The following is a 17,605-nucleotide window of genomic DNA, read 5'->3' as shown; positions in this document are numbered from 1 at the left end:
CTCCTTTCTAACATAAAATTTATTCAACAATTGCTAAGATATCATCTTGTCTTAAGATTGTAAACTCTTCTCCGTCAATCTTAACATCATTTCCTGAATACTTGGAGAATATAACTTTATCTCCAACCTTAACTTCCATTTTAACTTCTTTTCCGTCAACTACACCGCCTGGTCCTACTGCAATAACTTCAGCCATCTGTGGCTTTTCCTTTGCTGTTCCTGGAAGAACTATTCCGCTTTTTGTTGTTTCTTCAGCTTCAACCTTTTTAATAACTACTCTGTCGCCTAATGGTCTTAATTTCATTCTAAACCCTCCTTGTGTATATATTATTTATAATTATAATCCCATTTTGTTAGCACTCACTTTAAATGAGTGCTAATCACAATTATTATATTAAATAAATGGTACTTTATTATCAAATTGTTATAAATAACTAAACAAGCTAAAAAATACGAATAATCTTAAATAAATGATTATATCATCAGTTTTCTCTTTTTTACTTTATTTTTCACAATAATATATTAAAAATCAAATTGAGAATCTTTATCCACAATATCCATTTTAATCTTTTTAATATTTATTTCATTTTTCATATAGCTTATATAATCAGTTAGTATACCAATTCTTGAATATTTTATATCGCGTTTTGAAAAATCTAATAATGTCTTTAAACAATTTGAATTCACATCAAATTTAAAACCTCTTATTATACTTTTCCTGCTTCTTTGCCATTTTAAAGGTATTATTGAATTTATATCCTCATCAGCTATAATCTCTATTAAAATCTTTTCACTTTTCTTTTCCTTAAGACATCTTACTATGTTATTAATGTATTCTTTAAAAATTAGATCATCACTTTTTAAAAGCTCTATTACTATGCTGTCGTTGTTATTTTTTATATATTCTATAGCAAATTTACTTATATAGTAGAAAGTAAAATAAAATAAAATTGCAATCAATACATTAGGTAGAATATAAAAGTTTGGATAGTTTATAAATCCCTCTATGCAAAATACAGTTAAGGACATATAAAAAGGCAATATATTTATATCTTTTAAGCCTTCAAACTGATTTATATAAAGAAGCTGTTCAATCCTTTTGGACTTTTTTAAAAATAGTATAAAGCTTTTTATTGAAGCTATTGTAAAGTTTAAAATCGGTAAAAAATAAAGCAGGGCTAATATATCTATTGGGAATTTAATAATCAAGGATATTATATAAAAAACAAAAACAAACGGTACTGTATATTTACATAAGAAAAGTATTTCTGTTGAAAGATTGCTATAATACATTGCATAGGTATAATAAAACATTTGGCTTTGAAAGATAAACTTTTTAATTTTTTTTCTGTGATTATAGTTTAATATATCTTCTATTTGAACATCCAATATATATCTTTCTCCAAGAATGGATATAGTATCCCCATAAATATTAAAATCCAAAAAATTTTCTATTTCAAAATCATCAGGGTATATTTCCCTTAAGATATTTTTATCAGCATCATAAAGCATCATGTTTCCTTTTTTACCTATTGTTAGCATAATGAAATAGTTTTTATATTTTTCCATCTTAACAATAATCTTTTTATTATACTTATAATCAATATGCCATTTATTAAGCATACTACCAATATAATTTATTTTTACTATTTCAAAGTTCATATTTTTATCAAATCCTGCAACATATATTTTATCTTCCTCTAGGAATATACAGCTTCCAAAGAAAATATCTTTAACAAATATTGTACACATTTCATTAAAATTATTGCTATATATCTTAATTACCGTCTCACTGCCAATATTGCCAAGACAAATAAGTTCACCATAAGCAGAAATTTTAAAATCATAAAATATTCCTTCTATTTTAATGCTTCTCTCAACTTCACCCGAAGGCAAATACTTTTTTAGTATAGTACCATTTTTAATATCTGCAATATACATATCCCCATTTAAAGTTATAATGCCCTGCCCAGTTGAAACTTCAAAGTTTTTCTCACCATTATCATCTAAAATGCAAAACCTTGCCTCATCAGGGTTTATTCTATCAAAATAAATTATTCCATCATCCTTTTTAATAAAAACCTGGGGTACAATAGAATTATTTAATTTAACTTTCTTATATTTAAGAATAGGTGCCATGGGAGCCTCCTTAATAATTCTTTCTTTAATTATAATCTAATATTTTCTATTTAATGAAAATTTATTCATGTTATTTTGAAAGTCCTTCTCTTCCCATAAATTCCCTTGCGTAATAAAAAAGATACTCTTGTGCAAACCCAGCATAATTCCCAAACTTTTTTCTTGCAAAATCTCTTATCTTTTTAAGGCTAACATCTGGAGCAAGATAAAAATACTGCATTACCCTTTTAACCCATACATCAACTGGAAAAGCGTCATGTTTTCCCATGGAAAACAAAAGTATACAATCTGCAACCTTAGGACCTATTCCTTTTAGTTTCATAAGCTCCCTTTGAGCATCATCAGTATCTAATTTTCTTATACTATCTAAATCACAGGCACCATTTAATATATCCTTTGTAGTATCTACTATGTACTTTGCTCTAAAGCCACAGCCTAAATTTTCAAGATCCTTTATATTTGCCTTTGCAAGCTCCTTTGGGCTTGGAAAAGTATAATATTTTTTACCACTAAGCTCTATCACATCCCCATATTCTCTACATATATTCTCAATAGTTCTTTTAATCATAGGTATTCTATTATTTGCTGATATTATAAATGATATAACTGTTTCAAACATATCCTGATTTAAAATCCTAATTCCCCATCCGTATTTTATTGCCTTTTCCATAACTTCGTCCTTTGAGAGCTCATCTTTTATTGCTTTATAATCCCTATTTAAATCAAGATATCTTTTCCAAAATTCAGCATCATTATATTCTGCCCCTTCAATATATATATCTTTATCCTTTTTATATATTCTAACTGCCTTTTTAAATGCAACCCCAGTAAAACTGCCATCATTATTTTCAATCCATCTAAAACACTGGCCACAGTCAAAGGTGTGCTTTAAATCAAAATCCTCAATATTTTTAAAAACTATACCTTTATCAAAGGTTTCTTTTTCCATATAATCACTCCTGATCTATCTTTATTGATTTTATAAGTATATTAACGCTTATTATATTTATTCCTGTCATATATTCAACGTTATCTTTAACTCTTTCCATAATATTTTTAGCAGTAATATTTAAAGGCTCCTTAAGGTAAAGAGATAATGATAGATTTATTATTATACCGTTTGGTTTATTTTCAATATCTATGAATAAAACTCTTGCAACCCTATCATTTTCCTTTGCAGACTCAAATATTATAGTTTTTAGTGCACCGTTAGTTATATTATATTTCCCAAGGTAGCTAAAGGTTGGCCTTACAACTGTTTTTTCCAAATCATGCTCCTTGTTACTTTTATTTGTTAGCATTTTTATTGAATCAAGAAAATAACCTGAAAAATCCTTTTTAATTTCAAAGGTAGGTACTGGAATAACGTGCTTTCCTTTTACTCTTCTTGATTTTGTAGCTTCTTCTATTTCTTCAGGCTCAGAAACATCTTCAATCCTTATTATCTTATAATCCCTATCAAGTTCAAGAGCATCTATTATACTCTTTATCATGTGCTCTGAAGTACCAATTATGAGAAGCTTATCAATAGCATGCTCTCTTATTGCTTCTTTTATCTTTTCTCTATGCTCTGCATCTTTAAAAACAGCCCTTTTTACAGCAGCAATCCTGGTACTCTCCTTTTTTGCCGATACTCCAGCGATTACCTTATTACCTTTAATTAACAATCCATCGTCAATAATATACTCTATATCATAACATCCCGCTACATATTGTGCCTTATAACTTTTGCCAGTTCCACTCCTACCTATAAATGCATATATATCCATAAAAATTCCTCCAAGAGATATATTTAAGCTAATTATATCAATTATTTATAAAATAGCAAAAGCTGAAGCATGTTACTTCAGCTTTTGTTTAATAATATCCCAAATATCTCTTGTTTCAAGACCTATCTGCCAAGCTGCACATCCTTTAAGATTATATTGATTTACTATATCCATTCTCCAGGATACTGAGGTGGCATCTTCTATCCACGTTAAACGTTTATTTCCATTAGAATCATAATATTCAAGTACATTTTGTTTTGCATTATTATCAAAATATACTCTTCCATTATATTTTACTTTATTATCACTTACTGCCTGCATCTTAAGTGCTCTTGAATCAATAACAGTCTCACTATTATTTCCTATCTGTACAAGGGAAGCATCATTTTCAGGTATAAAGGCTTGTCCTCCATTATATTCTACCGTATACCATCCATCTGCTTTAGAAATGTATTTATAGCTTCCACTTTCAGTAGCATTTTCAAGTTTATAATCATCACTTAATGTTGGTTGGCTATAAATACCACTTTGATCAGTGTTAAAAATTACAAATTGAGAAGCCTGGCTTACAGATAAAGTATATTCTCTTGCATAAAAAGGTATTCCTAAAATTAGCTTATTTGATGGTATACCAATATTTAAGAGTTGCTTCACTGAAGCATCAACCCAAGGATATGAACCTACAGAACCAGCTTGCTTTGAGCCTGAATAATGTTCATCATAGGCCATAAGTATAACATAATCAACATACTTTGAAAGTTCAAGCCTGTCATATCCTCCTGAATATATATTGCTGTCAGTTGTAATCTTTGTAACATCTACCGAAACAGTAAGACCTGCCTTGTGAAGCCTTTCAGATAAATCCTTTACAAAGGCTGTAAAATAAGCCTTATTTTTTACTCCAAGGGCCTCAAAATCAATATTTATACCATCAAGGTTATAGATAAGTGCATATTTTACTACATTATCAATTACATTTTGGCGAATCTGTGAATTAGTAAACATCGCATAAGCCCTATTTGCACTAAACTCAGAAAAAAGGCCATGCACTTCATATCCATTTCTATGTGCCCTTATAACATATTCCCTATCAGCCTTTTCTGCAACCTTTATTGATGAAGGGTTATTATAATCTCCTGTCATATAAAACCACGTTGGAGATATTATATCAAGTCCAAGAGTTGCAGAATTGATGTTAATATAATCGCTGCTATCATTATAATAAACAGAATTTGATGATTTTGCACTTATGTAATTCCATCCTAACGTCACTTTATCTTTAGGCTGATAATTAAGAATTGTTACATTACTTGGGCTTATATAGCCATATATGGCACCCATTTTAATTTTAAAATACCCATTTTCTTCATCAACAATTTTAAATATTTTACCTTTAACAGCATATCTTTCATCATGAACCCCGCTTGTACTTAAAAGAAGCTGGGTATCTTCATTTACCATTATATATTTACCTATATTATCAGACTGGCTTGAATCGCCTCTTGAAGTTTCCTGTATTCTTTGAGTATATGCTTCGTAAATATATCCCTTGCTTGTTTTTAGAAAGTCTCCTTCCCTGCCAAATATATCAACAACATCTCCTCTGTAATAAGTCCCAACTTCCTTTGAAGATGCTGAAGGCTGCTGCCTAATTGAAAGAATACTTGCTATAACCTTTGCCCTATATAAAGGCGGATTATTTACTTGGCTTGTTTGAGTAGATGTTGAGCTTACGTATTTTTTAGTGTAGGCTGAAGCTATATATCCTTTTGATGTCTTTAAAAAGCTTCCCGACTGACCTATTACATCAACAATATTATTTTTATAATATTTTCCTACAATTTTATAGCTTGTTGAAGGTCCTTGTCTTATATTAAGATAACTTGATGTTATAATTACCTTATAAGGTGTAAAGCTTGTCCCCCTTGATACAGTGGTTGAACTACTTAAAACCCCTGATGTGTATTTTTTAGTGTAGGCTGAGGCTATATACCCTTTTGATGTCTTTAAAAAGCTTCCTGACTGACCTATTACATCAACAACAGTTCCTTTTTTATAATATCCTACTACTTTACCTGTTGTTGAAGGTGTTTGCCTTATAGTAAGACTTGTTGCTGTAATTATAGCTTTATAGGGTATAAAAGAATTATTGTTTGAAGTTGCTGCATAGTATGCTTCAAACTGTGCAAAAATAAACATAAACATAATAAAAAACAATGTTACCTTTATTTTTTTCTTCGACACGCAATCACCTCTTTATAAATTATTCTTGTATAATTATGACACTTTATATTTTAATTTTGTTCCACTCAATATTTTTTGACAAATAAATTATATCAAAAACTATTGACATACCCAAAAATAATGAATATCATAATAATATAGTTACCCCTTAGGGGTATTGATAGGAGGTAATTAATATGGTAGTACATGCAAACGATGCAAATTTTAAATTAGAAGTTTTAGAATCTGACAAACCTGTACTTGTTGATTTCTGGGCTACATGGTGCGGTCCATGCAGAATGCTTGCACCTGTAATTGATAATATCGCATCTAAATTTGATGGTAAGCTTAAAGTTGTTAAGGTGGATGTTGATCAAAATCCAAATAGCGCTAATATGTTCGGGATTTCAAGTATTCCAACCCTAATACTTTTTAAAGATGGAAAAGCATTAGGAAAAATAGTTGGTTTTAGACCAGAAAACCAAATTGAAGATGCTATTAAAGGAGCACTTGATTTATAATGTATGACGTTGCAATAATAGGCAAAGGTCCTGCTGGAATATCTGCTGCAATAAACGCAATAGCAAGAAATAAGTCTGTTTTAATGTTTGGAAGGGACAGCAAAAAAGTTATGCTGTCCCCTTCAATCCATAACTATCCAGGATTTGTTGAAATAAAAGGTCCCGAACTTATTACAAAGCTAAATGACCATCTATCATCCCTTAACATAACCTTTTCATCAAAGATGGTAAATATGGTTTATACTATGGATAAATACTTTGCCATACAAGCTGAAACCGATATGTTTGAAGCTAAAACAGTAATACTTGCAGTAGGAGTTGATTTTAAAAAGTCAATCGATGGAGAGGACAAATTTTTAGGCTCCGGCGTTAGTTATTGTGCCACCTGCGATGCACCCCTTTATAAAGGAAAAACTGTTGCAGTTGTTGGATATAATAAAGAATCAATTGAGGAAACAAGATTCTTATCTGAAGTTTGTAACAAAGTTTATTTTGTACCAGCAATAAACGATGATTTTAATTTTAATAACAACGTAGAAATAGTAAAGGATATGCCTTTAAGATTTGAAGGTGATTTATCAGCAAAGAAACTTATTCTAAAAAACAATGAAATTTCAGCCGATGGCTTCTTTGTGATTAAAGATAGTTATCCATTAAAAACATTAATTCCTGGACTTGATGTAGATGGTGCTCATGTTAAAGTTAATAGAAATATGGAAACTAATATAAAAGGTCTTTTTGCAGCAGGGGATGTTACAGGAAAGCCCTACCAGATAGCAAAAGCCTTAGGTGAGGGGCAAGTGGCAGCACTTTCTGCAGCAGACTATATAGATAACCTAAAATAGGGCATGTTATACATGCCCTATTTCTTATAGATAAGGTTTATTTATCTTTAAAAAGTTTATCTTCATTTAGCCTATAGCTTAAAGTCAATAGGCTTTCGCTTAAGTGTACATTCTCAACTATTACATCATCTGGAACAGTTAAATCTGTTGGAGCAAAATTCCATATTGCCTTAATTCCATTTTTAACAAAAATATCCGCAATACCTTGAGCCTGCTTTTTGGGAACACATATAATTCCAATATCAATTTTATTATTTTCGAGAAAATCTGGAAGCTCTTCAACATCCCTAACCTCAAGATCTCTTATTTTAATACCAATTAGCTTTGGATTTTTATCAAACATTCCCTTTAATACAAATCCAAGCTTTTCGAAATTAGTATAGTTTGCAATAGCCTGTCCTATATTTCCTGCTCCGATTATAACTGTAGTATAACTCCTGTTTAGTCCTAATATTTTGCTTATCTGATCATAAAGCTCCCTTACGTTATATCCATAGCCTTGCTGTCCAAAATCTCCAAAACAGTTTAAATCCTGCCTAATTTGAGATGCTGTAAAGCCCGTCCTTTCTGAAAGTTCCTTAGATGATATCCTTGTTATGTCATTATTTAAAAGTTCTCCGAGATACCTGAGATATTTAGGGAGTCTCCTGATAACAGCCATTGAAATCATAGTTTTCTTGTTCATGATACAAATTCAACTCCTAAATTTTTAATTTTATAATTAAAATATATTAAATAATATTTACATAATATTTACTTTATTATTTTATATAAATATGTTAATATATAAACATTTATGTGTCAATCAAAATAAATTTCATAAAATATATTCAATTGATAATTTTTTATAGTAAAATATTTTTGTTACTATATATTTGGGGTGTTTATATGATTGCATTATCTTTAAATAAAATACAAAAAAGCTATGGTATAGAAGTAATATTAAAAGATATTACATTTGCAATAAATGAATATGAAAAGGTTGGATTAGTAGGACCAAACGGAGCAGGTAAAACTACCCTGTTTAAAATAATTTGTAATGAACTAAAACCAGACTCTGGTGATATTTTTATAGGTCAAAACAAGAAAATTGGATATTTATCCCAAAATTTAGACCTTGATGAAAACCTTACAGTTTTTGAAGAAACAATGAACGTTTTTTCAAATATAAAAAATATAGAAAACAGGTTAAGAGAACTTGAAATACTAATGTCAAAAGAAAACTTTAACTCTAACGAATATAAAAAATTACTTAATGAATATGGTCACCTTCAGGAAGAATATGAAAGAAATAATGGCTATGGTTGTGAAAGTTTTGCCAAAGGTATGCTGATAGGTCTTGGAATATCAAATGAAGATTTTTCAAAGAAAATAGCAAACCTTTCTGGAGGTCAAAAAACAAGGGTAGCATTATCTAAGCTTTTGCTATCTAATCCTGACATACTCCTTCTTGATGAGCCAACTAATCATCTTGACCTTGACGCTATACAGTTCCTTGAAAACTTTCTTAAGGAATATAAGGGAACTGTATTAATAATATCCCATGACAGGTATTTTCTTGATGAGATTACTAATAAAACTTTTGAGCTTAATAATGGGATTGTAGAAGAATACAATGGCAATTATTCCTTTTTTATTGCTGAAAGAGAAAAGCGACTTGAGCAAAGCATGAAAGAATATTCTCTTCAGCAAAAAGAAATAAAAAGACTTGAGGAGATTATAGAAAGATATAGATCTTTCAATAGAGAAAAAAGTATAAAGCAGGCTGAAAGCAGGGAAAAGGCTTTAGAAAGAATACAAAGGCTTGAAAAACCACTCACTGAAGATAAAACTGCTAAAATCAAATTCGATGTTAAATACAAAAGTGGAAATGATGTGCTTATTGTTGAAGACCTTTCAAAATCCTTTAATGATAAAACTTTATTTACCAACCTATCTTTTATGATAAAAAGAGGAGAAAAAACAGCACTCGTTGGGGAAAATGGCAGGGGAAAAACAACTTTATTCAAGATGATTTGTGGAAAATTAAATCCCGATAATGGAATGATAAGGCTTGGTAAAAATGTTTATATAGGATATTATGATCAGGAACAAAAAGACTTATCACCTGACAAAATGATAATAGATGAAATTTGGGATGATTACCCCAACTTGACTATAACTCAGGTAAGAAACTACCTTGCTGCATTTTTATTTACAGGGAATGATGTGTTTAAGAAGGTTGAAAGCCTATCTGGAGGAGAAAAATGCAGGCTTTCTCTTTTAAAACTTATGCTATCTAAAGCTAACTTTCTCCTATTAGATGAGCCTACAAACCATCTTGATATACTCTCAAGGGAAGCCCTTGAAAAAGCTTTATTAGAATACGAGGGAACCCTATTTGTTATTTCCCATGATAGATACTTTTTAAATAAAGTAATAAACAAAATACTTGAAATGGAAGATGGAAATATAACTGAATACCTTGGAAATTTCCAATACTATATTTCAAAGAAAAACTCAAATCAGGATGAAATAATAGTAAACATCGAAGGAAAGACTAAAACAGAAATAAGAGAAGAAAAAAGAAAGCTTAGAGAATTACAAATAAAAAAGAAACAACAAAAAGAAGAACTTAAAAAAATAGAAAAGATGATTGAGGAAACAGATTTGAAAATTCAAGAACTTCAAAGCTTAATGTGCCTTGAAGAGACATACAAGGATCCAGAAAAGGCAATAAAAGTTAACAAGGAATTTGAAAACACAAAAAAGATTCTTGATGAGCTTTATCAAAGGTGGGAAGAGTTGCTTATAGAAGTGGAGGAATAAAAACGGCTTTTTAATAAATGTTGAGGTTATAAATAATCCTAAACATTTATTAGAAAGCCAAAGTATTTTCTTTAATAGAAAATCGAAACTGTAAATAATTTTGTGTAAATTAATCAAAAACCTCCTTTATTGTAAAAATTTCAATTCAGAACCTTAAAGGTTCTGAATTAAAGCTCATACTATTTCTAATTAAATATTTTAACTAATTTCATATAAATCATATATAAAATATTATGAAAATGGTTATAATTAGAATGTTATAATTTAAAAGGCTCTATTATCTTATCAAGAAGGATTCAAAATCAATTCAATTACAAAAAATGATTTTCATTCCTAGAGAATGCTACCTATACTTTCATGTGCACAATATGCTGCACCAAGAATACCACTAATTTGATTTTGTTCTGAATATAAAATCTCTATGTTTTCAGCAGGATAAGGTTTTCTCAAATGCCTATAAAGACACCTTTCGAATTCATCGAACGGAAATCCTTTCATTTGAAGAACTCCTCCTCCTACTATAATTACATCAGGATCAAATATGTTTACCTCTGTAGCAACAGGTATAGATATATTATCAATAAATTTTTTTATATATTTGCTATCAGCATGTTCTAAAAATATATTAGATATTTCTGTTTTAGGAAAATACTTATCTTTTATTTGACTCAATTTCTTTCCTGACGCATATATCTCCATGCATCCTTCGTTTCCACATCCACATATATCCTTACCGCCGAGTACTGGAATATGCCCTAATTCACCTGCAACACCATTTTTACCTGATAAAAAATTACCATTTATGCAAATTGCATTTCCATAACCAGTACCTATATAAAATCCAATAATTATTTCTTTATCATTTATTTTTTTATTTCTAATATCCCATTTCAGAAGATAATTAACATCCTTATCTATAAAAACAGGTACTTTAAAATCATTTTCGAAATTATCTACTATATTAATATTATTAAAGCCTGTAAGATTAGGAGTTGAATAAACTATTTTTTTATCTTTGCTTATGGTTGATGGAAATCCTATGGCAATTGCCAAAAGCTTTCCTATTGAATATTTACTTATATAATCATTAATATACTTTTTTAGCATTGATACAGATGTATTAGGATTACTTAAAAAACTACTGCTTTGAATTATAAAATTATAAAGTTCTCCTTCTTTATCTACCATGCCAATCCTTATATTCGTTCCCCCAATATCTATACCTATAACATAGTCTTTATATTCCATCTTATCACCTTAAATAAAATATTTTAATTCATATCCGTTGTTTTTCCTAAAAACTCTGCATTTAAATGGTTCATCAATGCTTTTTTGATAGTTATAACCCGATTGAGCAGGCCATATTGAAAAAAATACAAAAGGTTCACTTTCTTTTATGTTTACTGTTCTATGCCCCCATCCTGCAGGTATATATGCAATCGTACCAGCATTCATCTCAATTTTTTCTACCCTATTTCCATTCTGCATTATAAGCAGTCCCATTCCTGATTGTCCATAGTATATCTCGGCACAATTTTCATTTACATGGTAATGTCCTTTTGTCATAAAAAATTCTCCATCAACATTTCCAGGTTCAATTATTGTTATACAATGAAGAAGCTCTCCTTCTTCATGAGGTACATTCTGTTTATATACTTTGTATACAATTGTATTGTTATCATATTCCATTTTTTGTCTGATGGCTTCATTCAAAAAATATCCCTTTAAATCTGATATTTTTCTTTCTTCAAAATCGCTGAAATTAGATAAAATTAATTTTTCTCTATCAAACATTGTAAAAAATGGCTCTTTACTATTTAAATACATCTTATTCCTCCATATACTTCAATTTATTATGAAACAGATTCTATTTTTTGAATATTTTTTATTTGATAACTAAAATTATCAATCATAATATCCCATGCTTTTTCAAGATTATCATCTAAACCAAATAAACCTGATGTACCTAAAATGAATACCTCAGCACCTGCTTTAAAGAGCTCACTGAAAGTTTTAAAATTGCATGCTCCATCTACTTCAATTAAATATTTATATCCATTTTTTTGCTTTATTTCTTTTAACTGTTCTATTTTTTTAAGCATTTCTGGTATAAAAGGCTGACCTGCAAATCCAGGATCTACAGTCATTATTGTAATTTTATCAAGAAGATGAAGATAATATTTTATACTTTCAATTGAAGTTGCTGGATTTAATGCAATACCTGCTCGGCATCCAAGATCTTTAATCTTTTTTATTATCCTAAATGCCTGCCTGTCTATTGTCTCAGCGTGAGGTGTTATATAATCAGCTCCTGCCTTTGCAGCATCATTAATTATACTCTCTGGTTTCTCAACCATAAGATGTGCATCAATAGGAAGTTTTGCAATACTTCTTATTTGTTTTATAAAATAGGGTGATAAAGTAATATTATTTACATAATGTCCATCCATAATATCAATATGGTAAAAATCTGCTCTTTCATTCAATATATCTATTTGATTTTTAAGCTCAAGCAAATTCATACACATAAGTGATGGTGAAAATTTGCAGTCCATATTTTTACCTCCTTCTGCTGAATATTTTATCAATTGAAACAGCGATAATTATTAATGAACCCATAACTATTTGCTGATAATATGTAGGAACATTAAGAATATTAAGTCCATTACTTATTACTCCTATTATGAGTCCTCCCATTACTACGCCGAATATATTTCCTTTTCCTCCAAAAAAGCTTGTACCTCCTATTATCGCAGAAGCAATCGCATAAGTTTCAAATCCAATACCTGCAAGAGGTTCTGCTGCACCTAGCCTTGCAGTTAATACAACTCCAGCAGTTCCTGCACATATTCCCGATATAATAAATACTATTAGTGTATGAAGCTTTATATTAATACCTGAATACCATGCTGCTTGGCTGTTGCCGCCAAGTGCATAAATATTTCTTCCTAGTTTTGTCTTTTTTGTTATAAATGTTAATATAAGTGCAACCACAAGAGCTATAATTACTGGAATTGGAATTTTCCATATCCAGCCCGCAATTCCCTTAATAAATCCTTTGGGGAAACCAAATACCGGTCGTGCATTTGAAATAATAAGGGTCAATCCTCTGTAGATTGCCTGTGTACCTAAAGTAATTATAAATGGGTGAAGTCCTGTTATATTTACAAGATTTCCATTGATTGCTCCTAATAGTGCGCCAAATAAAATCCCTCCAATTATTATTGCAACTAATACAGGGAAACCGCTCATCATCATTTTTGAGGTTATCATTCCAGTTAAAGCAACAATTGAACCTATCGAAAGGTCAATCCCAGCTATTAGTATCGCAAAAAACTCTCCACATGCTAATAATATTGTAATTGAACTTTGAAGTACAACTTGAGTTAGATTATTACCTGTTAAAAAATAATGTGGTGAAAGTATACCCAATAATATTATAATTAAAAGCAGTATACCTAAAGTTCCATATTTTTCCCATAAACGTCTAAAATCCATATTCATTATTATTCCCCTCTAATTCTCAATTTTTTCTGATGTAGCAGCAAAAATTATTTTTTCTTCAGTTGCCTCATCACTTGAAAACACTGCTCTAATTGCTCCATCCTTGAATACAATAATTCTATCACATACAGAAAGTAATTCAGGAAGCTCAGAGGATACCATGATTATGCCTTTGCCATTGTTTGCAAGCTCCCTCATTATCGCATATATTTCACTTTTTGCTCCTACATCGATTCCTTTAGTTGGTTCATCAAATATTATAAGATCGGATTTTGCAGCAAGCCATTTTCCTATAATAACTTTCTGTTGATTTCCACCTGAAAGCTCAGTTATATTTTGACTTATAGAAGTGCACTTTATTTTTAAATACTCTTTCTGTTCTGCTGCATACTTCTTTTCTTTATTTTTATCTAAAAGTCCTAAAATGCCTCCTGCCTTTGATTCTTTAATAAAAGGTATTAAAGATATATTTTCTGCAATACTAAAGTTATTAAAAAAGCCTGTTTCCCTTCTGTTTTCAGTAATGAGCCCAATATTGTTTTTTATTGCTTCGTATGGATTTTTATATTTTAGCTTTTTACCGAATAAATATATATCCCCAGATTCTATATTGTCTGCCCTAAATATAGCATTCATTAGTTCGCTTCTCCCAGACCCAATCAACCCTGCAAAGCCTAATATTTCTCCCCTATGAAGTTTAAAGCTTATATTCTTTACTTTTTTATCCTGCCTTGTAAGATTTCTAACTTCAAATATAATTTCCTCTGTTCCGTGATAACTATGTTTAGGATTTAGATACTTTGATTTGAGTTCTCTTCCTACCATCATGGTAACAAGTTCTTCCTCATTGGTATCTTTAATATTCTTTGTATTTACATAAGTACCATCTTTCAATATTGTAACTCTATCACCTATTTCTTTTATTTCTTTTAACTTATGAGATATATATATTATCCCAACTCCTTCTTCTTTTAGTTGTCTTATTATTTTAAATAAATTGTTTGTTTCCTCAATTGTAAGTGAAGATGTTGGCTCGTCCATTATAAGTATTTTTGCATTTGAAGATAATGCTTTTGCTATCTCTACCTGCTGCTTCTCAGAAATTGACAACTCTTTCAAAAGGGTAGATGGATTTTTATTCAATCCAATTCTAGATAATAGATTAATAGTCTGTTTTCTCATTGATCTGTAATCAACAATAGGTATGCCAAATTTTTTAGTCGTTGGTATTTTCCCAACAAATATATTTTCTTCTATTGATAATTCATTAATTACGCTTAGTTCCTGATATATTATTCCAATACCATTTTCTTTTGAATCCTTTGGTGTCAATTTCGTATACTTTTTTTCACCGATTATTATAGTACCTTCTGTTGGTTCATATACCCCACTTAATATCTTCATTAACGTTGATTTCCCTGCTCCATTTTCTCCAAGCAGTACATGTACCTCTCCTGGAAGAAGCTGAAAATTTATATTATCTAGTGCAATTACTCCTGGGAATTTTTTTGTAATACCTCTCATTTCTACTAAATATTTCATATCATAACCTCTTTTTATTTAATTGTTTTCTGGTTTAATAGCATGGCCTTGACATTATCTACATTATGCAACATCAAGGCCATGTTTTAAGATAATTATTTCTTAATTAAATTTGAATCTACTGTTATAAATTCGGGTTCTTTATCTACTGATATTTGAGGCTTATCTTTGAGTGCTTTAATTAATAATTGTAAGCTTGTAGCACCAATTTTTGCAGGATCTTGAGCTACTGTTGCTGCCATTTTCCCATCTTTCACTGCCTGTACAGCTTCTGGTGTACCGTCTGTTCCTACAACAAGTATTTTTCCTTCTTTTCCTACATTTTGGACAGCTTGCATAACTCCAAGTGCCATTGTATCATTACAGCAATAGAATGCTTTTATATTCGGATTTCTTTGAAGCATATTAGTAGCAACATCTAATGCTTTTGATCTATCCCAATCAGCTGGCTGACTTGCAACTAATTTTATTAAAGAATTTGAATTAAATACTCCAGCAGCACCTTTTTTTCTTGCTTCACCCGATGCATTGCCTGCTTTTCCTTCAATAATAGCAACTTCGCCTCCCTGTGCTCCTAATGTATCAACTATATATTGTGCACCCTTTGCACCAACTTTTTCGTTATCAGTAGTAACAAACGCAATTACACTTCCACCAGCGTTCTTTAATTCATTCATGTCAATTTTTTCGTCTATGTTAACTACATACATACCTTTTTTGTTGGCTTCTACGACTGCTGGTATAAGATTAACAGGTGATAGTGGGGCAACTCCTATTGCTTTATAATCTTTGTTCAAAAGGTTTTCAACAAGTTTTAACTGTTCCTGAACATCTTCTTCTGATGATGCTGCAAAAATATCAACTTTAATGCCTTGTGCCTTTGCTTCAGCTTCAATTCCTTCTTTCATTGTTACCCAGAAAGGATTAGAAAGTGTTTTTAATACAATAGCAATTTGTGCATTATCTGATGTCTGCTGCTGAGTCTGTGTGCTTTGGGTTGAAGTACTGCTCTCTTTTTTGCTACAGCTTGAAAATAAAGAAATAATTAAGACAATCATTGATGCAATTAATGTTAGTTTTTTGAAATGTTTCATTTTTTATCCCCCTTTTTATTATCTTAATTGCTGCAATGCAGCAAATAATAACTGGTAAAATATTACATTCAAATGGTTAATCGATTAACCATTTGAAAAAAAACTTATGTCGTTTCTCTAACAACCAAGCTAACAGGAATTACAATATTGCTAACTTTATTATATTCTTTATTTATAAGGTTTAGAAGTATATTTGCAGCTGTTTGACCTATCATTTCCTTATCTTGATTTATTGTTGTTATTGAAGGATAACTATATTGAGAAGTTGATATATTATCAAATCCGACAATTTTAATCTGATCTGGAACTTTAATTTTTCTTTCTTTTAATGCTGTCAATGCTCCTAACGCCAGCCAATCTGTGAATGCAAAAATTCCATCAAAATTAATACCGCTATCAATCAACTCTAAAACAGCGATTCTTGCGGAATTAAAATCTACTTTAATATTTTTAATAAGTTTTGCATTAAAATTAATATTGTATCTTAAAAGAGCATCCTGATAGCCTTTAAAACGATGTTTAGTAGTAGACAAATCACGATAATCTTTCAATACAGCTATATTTCTACATCCCTTTCTAATTAGCTCTTCTGTGGCAAGATATCCACCCATTCGATTATCTGATTCAATAGTTACAATATCACTTTTACCAGATGGCTTTCTATCAATACATACAATTGGTATATCTCTTTTAATCGTATTGGTAATATTTCCCGATTTACCAGAAATATATATAATGCCATCAACACCTTTTGCTTCAAACTGCCTTAGATATTCTTTTTCTTTATCCACATCTTCATCAGTATTACAAATAAAAACTGAATAACCATGAGGAAAAAAATAGCTTTCAATAGATTTTATAATACATGCAAAAAATTCATTAATAATATCAGGAACAATTACTCCTATTATTTGTGATTTATTTGTTCTTAAACTTTTGGCAACCATATTAGTTTGATAATTATATTTTTTAACAACCTCAAGCACCTTTTGTCTGGTTTCTTCAGAAAATCTTCCTTTATTGTTCAATACTTTTGATACAGTTGCAGTGGAAACATTACATAATTTAGCTATTTCTTTTATAGAGATATTATTTTTCATTTCATCCTCCAAGTTAATCGTTTATCTTAAGTAATAGTATAATTTTAATTGCATTAATTG

At 30.1% G+C, this 17,605-nt stretch carries 16 protein-coding genes; 3 read left to right on the top strand and 13 right to left on the bottom strand.

What is annotated here, in order from left to right; genetic code table 11:
- Window positions 1-19 precede the first annotated feature (19 nt).
- From groES to FDN13_RS10125, 5 genes are all read right to left on the bottom strand, one after another.
- Window positions 20-304, bottom strand: coding sequence for a co-chaperone GroES (gene groES / locus FDN13_RS10145; RefSeq protein WP_138980112.1), 285 nt, complete (start codon window positions 302-304; stop codon window positions 20-22).
- A gap of 218 nt (window positions 305-522) precedes the next feature.
- The gene (locus FDN13_RS10140) at window positions 523-2,139 is read right to left on the bottom strand and encodes a hypothetical protein (protein WP_138980111.1); all 1,617 of its coding nucleotides are present in this window, start codon (window positions 2,137-2,139) and stop codon (window positions 523-525) included.
- A 70-nt stretch (window positions 2,140-2,209) separates the two neighbouring features.
- Entirely contained in the window at window positions 2,210-3,088 is an 879-nt protein-coding gene (locus FDN13_RS10135; RefSeq protein ID WP_207670877.1) for a DNA-3-methyladenine glycosylase family protein, read from the bottom strand.
- Between the two features lie 4 nt (window positions 3,089-3,092).
- Window positions 3,093-3,908 (bottom strand): Asp23/Gls24 family envelope stress response protein, encoded by an 816-nt coding sequence (locus tag FDN13_RS10130; RefSeq protein ID WP_138980108.1) that lies wholly within the window; start codon window positions 3,906-3,908, stop codon window positions 3,093-3,095.
- A 72-nt stretch (window positions 3,909-3,980) separates the two neighbouring features.
- Complete coding sequence (locus tag FDN13_RS10125; RefSeq protein WP_138980106.1) at window positions 3,981-6,152, bottom strand: glycosyl hydrolase family 18 protein; 2,172 nt, start codon at window positions 6,150-6,152, stop codon at window positions 3,981-3,983.
- A 176-nt stretch (window positions 6,153-6,328) separates the two neighbouring features.
- Between FDN13_RS10125 and trxA the strand changes: the two genes are divergently transcribed.
- Together trxA and FDN13_RS10115 are read left to right on the top strand one after the other, a co-directional pair.
- Complete coding sequence (trxA, locus tag FDN13_RS10120; RefSeq protein WP_138980104.1) at window positions 6,329-6,652, top strand: thioredoxin; 324 nt, start codon at window positions 6,329-6,331, stop codon at window positions 6,650-6,652.
- Entirely contained in the window at window positions 6,652-7,497 is an 846-nt protein-coding gene (locus FDN13_RS10115; RefSeq protein WP_138980102.1) for an NAD(P)/FAD-dependent oxidoreductase, read from the top strand. The genes trxA and FDN13_RS10115 overlap by 1 nt, the downstream gene beginning before the upstream one ends.
- Before the next feature lie 37 nt (window positions 7,498-7,534).
- On the opposite strand, the gene FDN13_RS10110 is transcribed toward FDN13_RS10115, so the two are convergent.
- Window positions 7,535-8,182, bottom strand: coding sequence for a redox-sensing transcriptional repressor Rex (locus tag FDN13_RS10110; RefSeq protein ID WP_138980100.1), 648 nt, complete (start codon window positions 8,180-8,182; stop codon window positions 7,535-7,537).
- Between the two features lie 203 nt (window positions 8,183-8,385).
- Between FDN13_RS10110 and abc-f the strand changes: the two genes are divergently transcribed.
- A complete protein-coding gene (gene abc-f / locus FDN13_RS10105) occupies window positions 8,386-10,305 on the top strand; it encodes a ribosomal protection-like ABC-F family protein (RefSeq protein WP_138980099.1) in 1,920 nt (639 codons plus the stop codon).
- Window positions 10,306-10,638: 333 nt separating this feature from the next.
- On the opposite strand, the gene alsK is transcribed toward abc-f, so the two are convergent.
- From alsK to FDN13_RS10070, 7 genes are all read right to left on the bottom strand, one after another.
- Window positions 10,639-11,553 (bottom strand): allose kinase, encoded by a 915-nt coding sequence (gene alsK, locus FDN13_RS10100; RefSeq protein ID WP_138980098.1) that lies wholly within the window; start codon window positions 11,551-11,553, stop codon window positions 10,639-10,641.
- 9 nt (window positions 11,554-11,562) lie between these two features.
- Window positions 11,563-12,132 (bottom strand): glucose-6-phosphate isomerase family protein, encoded by a 570-nt coding sequence (locus tag FDN13_RS10095; protein WP_138980096.1) that lies wholly within the window; start codon window positions 12,130-12,132, stop codon window positions 11,563-11,565.
- A gap of 26 nt (window positions 12,133-12,158) precedes the next feature.
- Window positions 12,159-12,860, bottom strand: coding sequence for a D-allulose 6-phosphate 3-epimerase (gene alsE, locus FDN13_RS10090; protein ID WP_138980094.1), 702 nt, complete (start codon window positions 12,858-12,860; stop codon window positions 12,159-12,161).
- A gap of 4 nt (window positions 12,861-12,864) precedes the next feature.
- Window positions 12,865-13,809 (bottom strand): D-allose ABC transporter permease, encoded by a 945-nt coding sequence (gene alsC / locus FDN13_RS10085; RefSeq protein WP_138980092.1) that lies wholly within the window; start codon window positions 13,807-13,809, stop codon window positions 12,865-12,867.
- Between the two features lie 12 nt (window positions 13,810-13,821).
- Window positions 13,822-15,351, bottom strand: coding sequence for a sugar ABC transporter ATP-binding protein (locus FDN13_RS10080; RefSeq protein WP_138980090.1), 1,530 nt, complete (start codon window positions 15,349-15,351; stop codon window positions 13,822-13,824).
- A gap of 95 nt (window positions 15,352-15,446) precedes the next feature.
- Window positions 15,447-16,445 carry a D-allose transporter substrate-binding protein gene (gene alsB / locus FDN13_RS10075; RefSeq protein ID WP_138980088.1) on the bottom strand — a complete coding sequence of 333 codons (999 nt, stop codon included), beginning with the start codon at window positions 16,443-16,445 and terminating at the stop codon, window positions 15,447-15,449.
- A gap of 104 nt (window positions 16,446-16,549) precedes the next feature.
- Window positions 16,550-17,545 carry a LacI family DNA-binding transcriptional regulator gene (locus FDN13_RS10070; RefSeq protein ID WP_138980087.1) on the bottom strand — a complete coding sequence of 332 codons (996 nt, stop codon included), beginning with the start codon at window positions 17,543-17,545 and terminating at the stop codon, window positions 16,550-16,552.
- Window positions 17,546-17,605: the final 60 nt, after the last annotated feature.

The organism is Caloramator sp. E03 (genome assembly GCF_006016075.1).
In the GTDB taxonomy this organism is placed as follows: Bacteria; Bacillota; Clostridia; order Clostridiales; family Caloramatoraceae; genus Caloramator_B.
Note: the sequence above shows the minus strand (reverse complement) of the source record. Positions and strands in the feature narration are given on the sequence as shown.

What these genes read in the sequence shown, in the direction of transcription:
- groES (WP_138980112.1), bottom strand. Translation starts at nt 304, where the DNA reads ATGAAATTAAGACCATTAGGCGACAGAGTAGTTATTAAAAAGGTTGAA.
- alsC (WP_138980092.1), bottom strand. Translation starts at nt 13,809, where the DNA reads ATGAATATGGATTTTAGACGTTTATGGGAAAAATATGGAACTTTAGGT.
- alsB (WP_138980088.1), bottom strand. Translation starts at nt 16,445, where the DNA reads ATGAAACATTTCAAAAAACTAACATTAATTGCATCAATGATTGTCTTA.
- FDN13_RS10095 (WP_138980096.1), bottom strand. Translation starts at nt 12,132, where the DNA reads ATGTATTTAAATAGTAAAGAGCCATTTTTTACAATGTTTGATAGAGAA.
- FDN13_RS10070 (WP_138980087.1), bottom strand. Translation starts at nt 17,545, where the DNA reads ATGAAAAATAATATCTCTATAAAAGAAATAGCTAAATTATGTAATGTT.
- FDN13_RS10140 (WP_138980111.1), bottom strand. Translation starts at nt 2,139, where the DNA reads ATGGCACCTATTCTTAAATATAAGAAAGTTAAATTAAATAATTCTATT.
- alsE (WP_138980094.1), bottom strand. Translation starts at nt 12,860, where the DNA reads ATGGACTGCAAATTTTCACCATCACTTATGTGTATGAATTTGCTTGAG.
- FDN13_RS10080 (WP_138980090.1), bottom strand. Translation starts at nt 15,351, where the DNA reads ATGAAATATTTAGTAGAAATGAGAGGTATTACAAAAAAATTCCCAGGA.
- abc-f (WP_138980099.1), top strand. Translation starts at nt 8,386, where the DNA reads ATGATTGCATTATCTTTAAATAAAATACAAAAAAGCTATGGTATAGAA.
- trxA (WP_138980104.1), top strand. Translation starts at nt 6,329, where the DNA reads ATGGTAGTACATGCAAACGATGCAAATTTTAAATTAGAAGTTTTAGAA.
- alsK (WP_138980098.1), bottom strand. Translation starts at nt 11,553, where the DNA reads ATGGAATATAAAGACTATGTTATAGGTATAGATATTGGGGGAACGAAT.
- FDN13_RS10115 (WP_138980102.1), top strand. Translation starts at nt 6,652, where the DNA reads ATGTATGACGTTGCAATAATAGGCAAAGGTCCTGCTGGAATATCTGCT.
- FDN13_RS10130 (WP_138980108.1), bottom strand. Translation starts at nt 3,908, where the DNA reads ATGGATATATATGCATTTATAGGTAGGAGTGGAACTGGCAAAAGTTAT.
- FDN13_RS10110 (WP_138980100.1), bottom strand. Translation starts at nt 8,182, where the DNA reads ATGAACAAGAAAACTATGATTTCAATGGCTGTTATCAGGAGACTCCCT.
- FDN13_RS10135 (WP_207670877.1), bottom strand. Translation starts at nt 3,088, where the DNA reads ATGGAAAAAGAAACCTTTGATAAAGGTATAGTTTTTAAAAATATTGAG.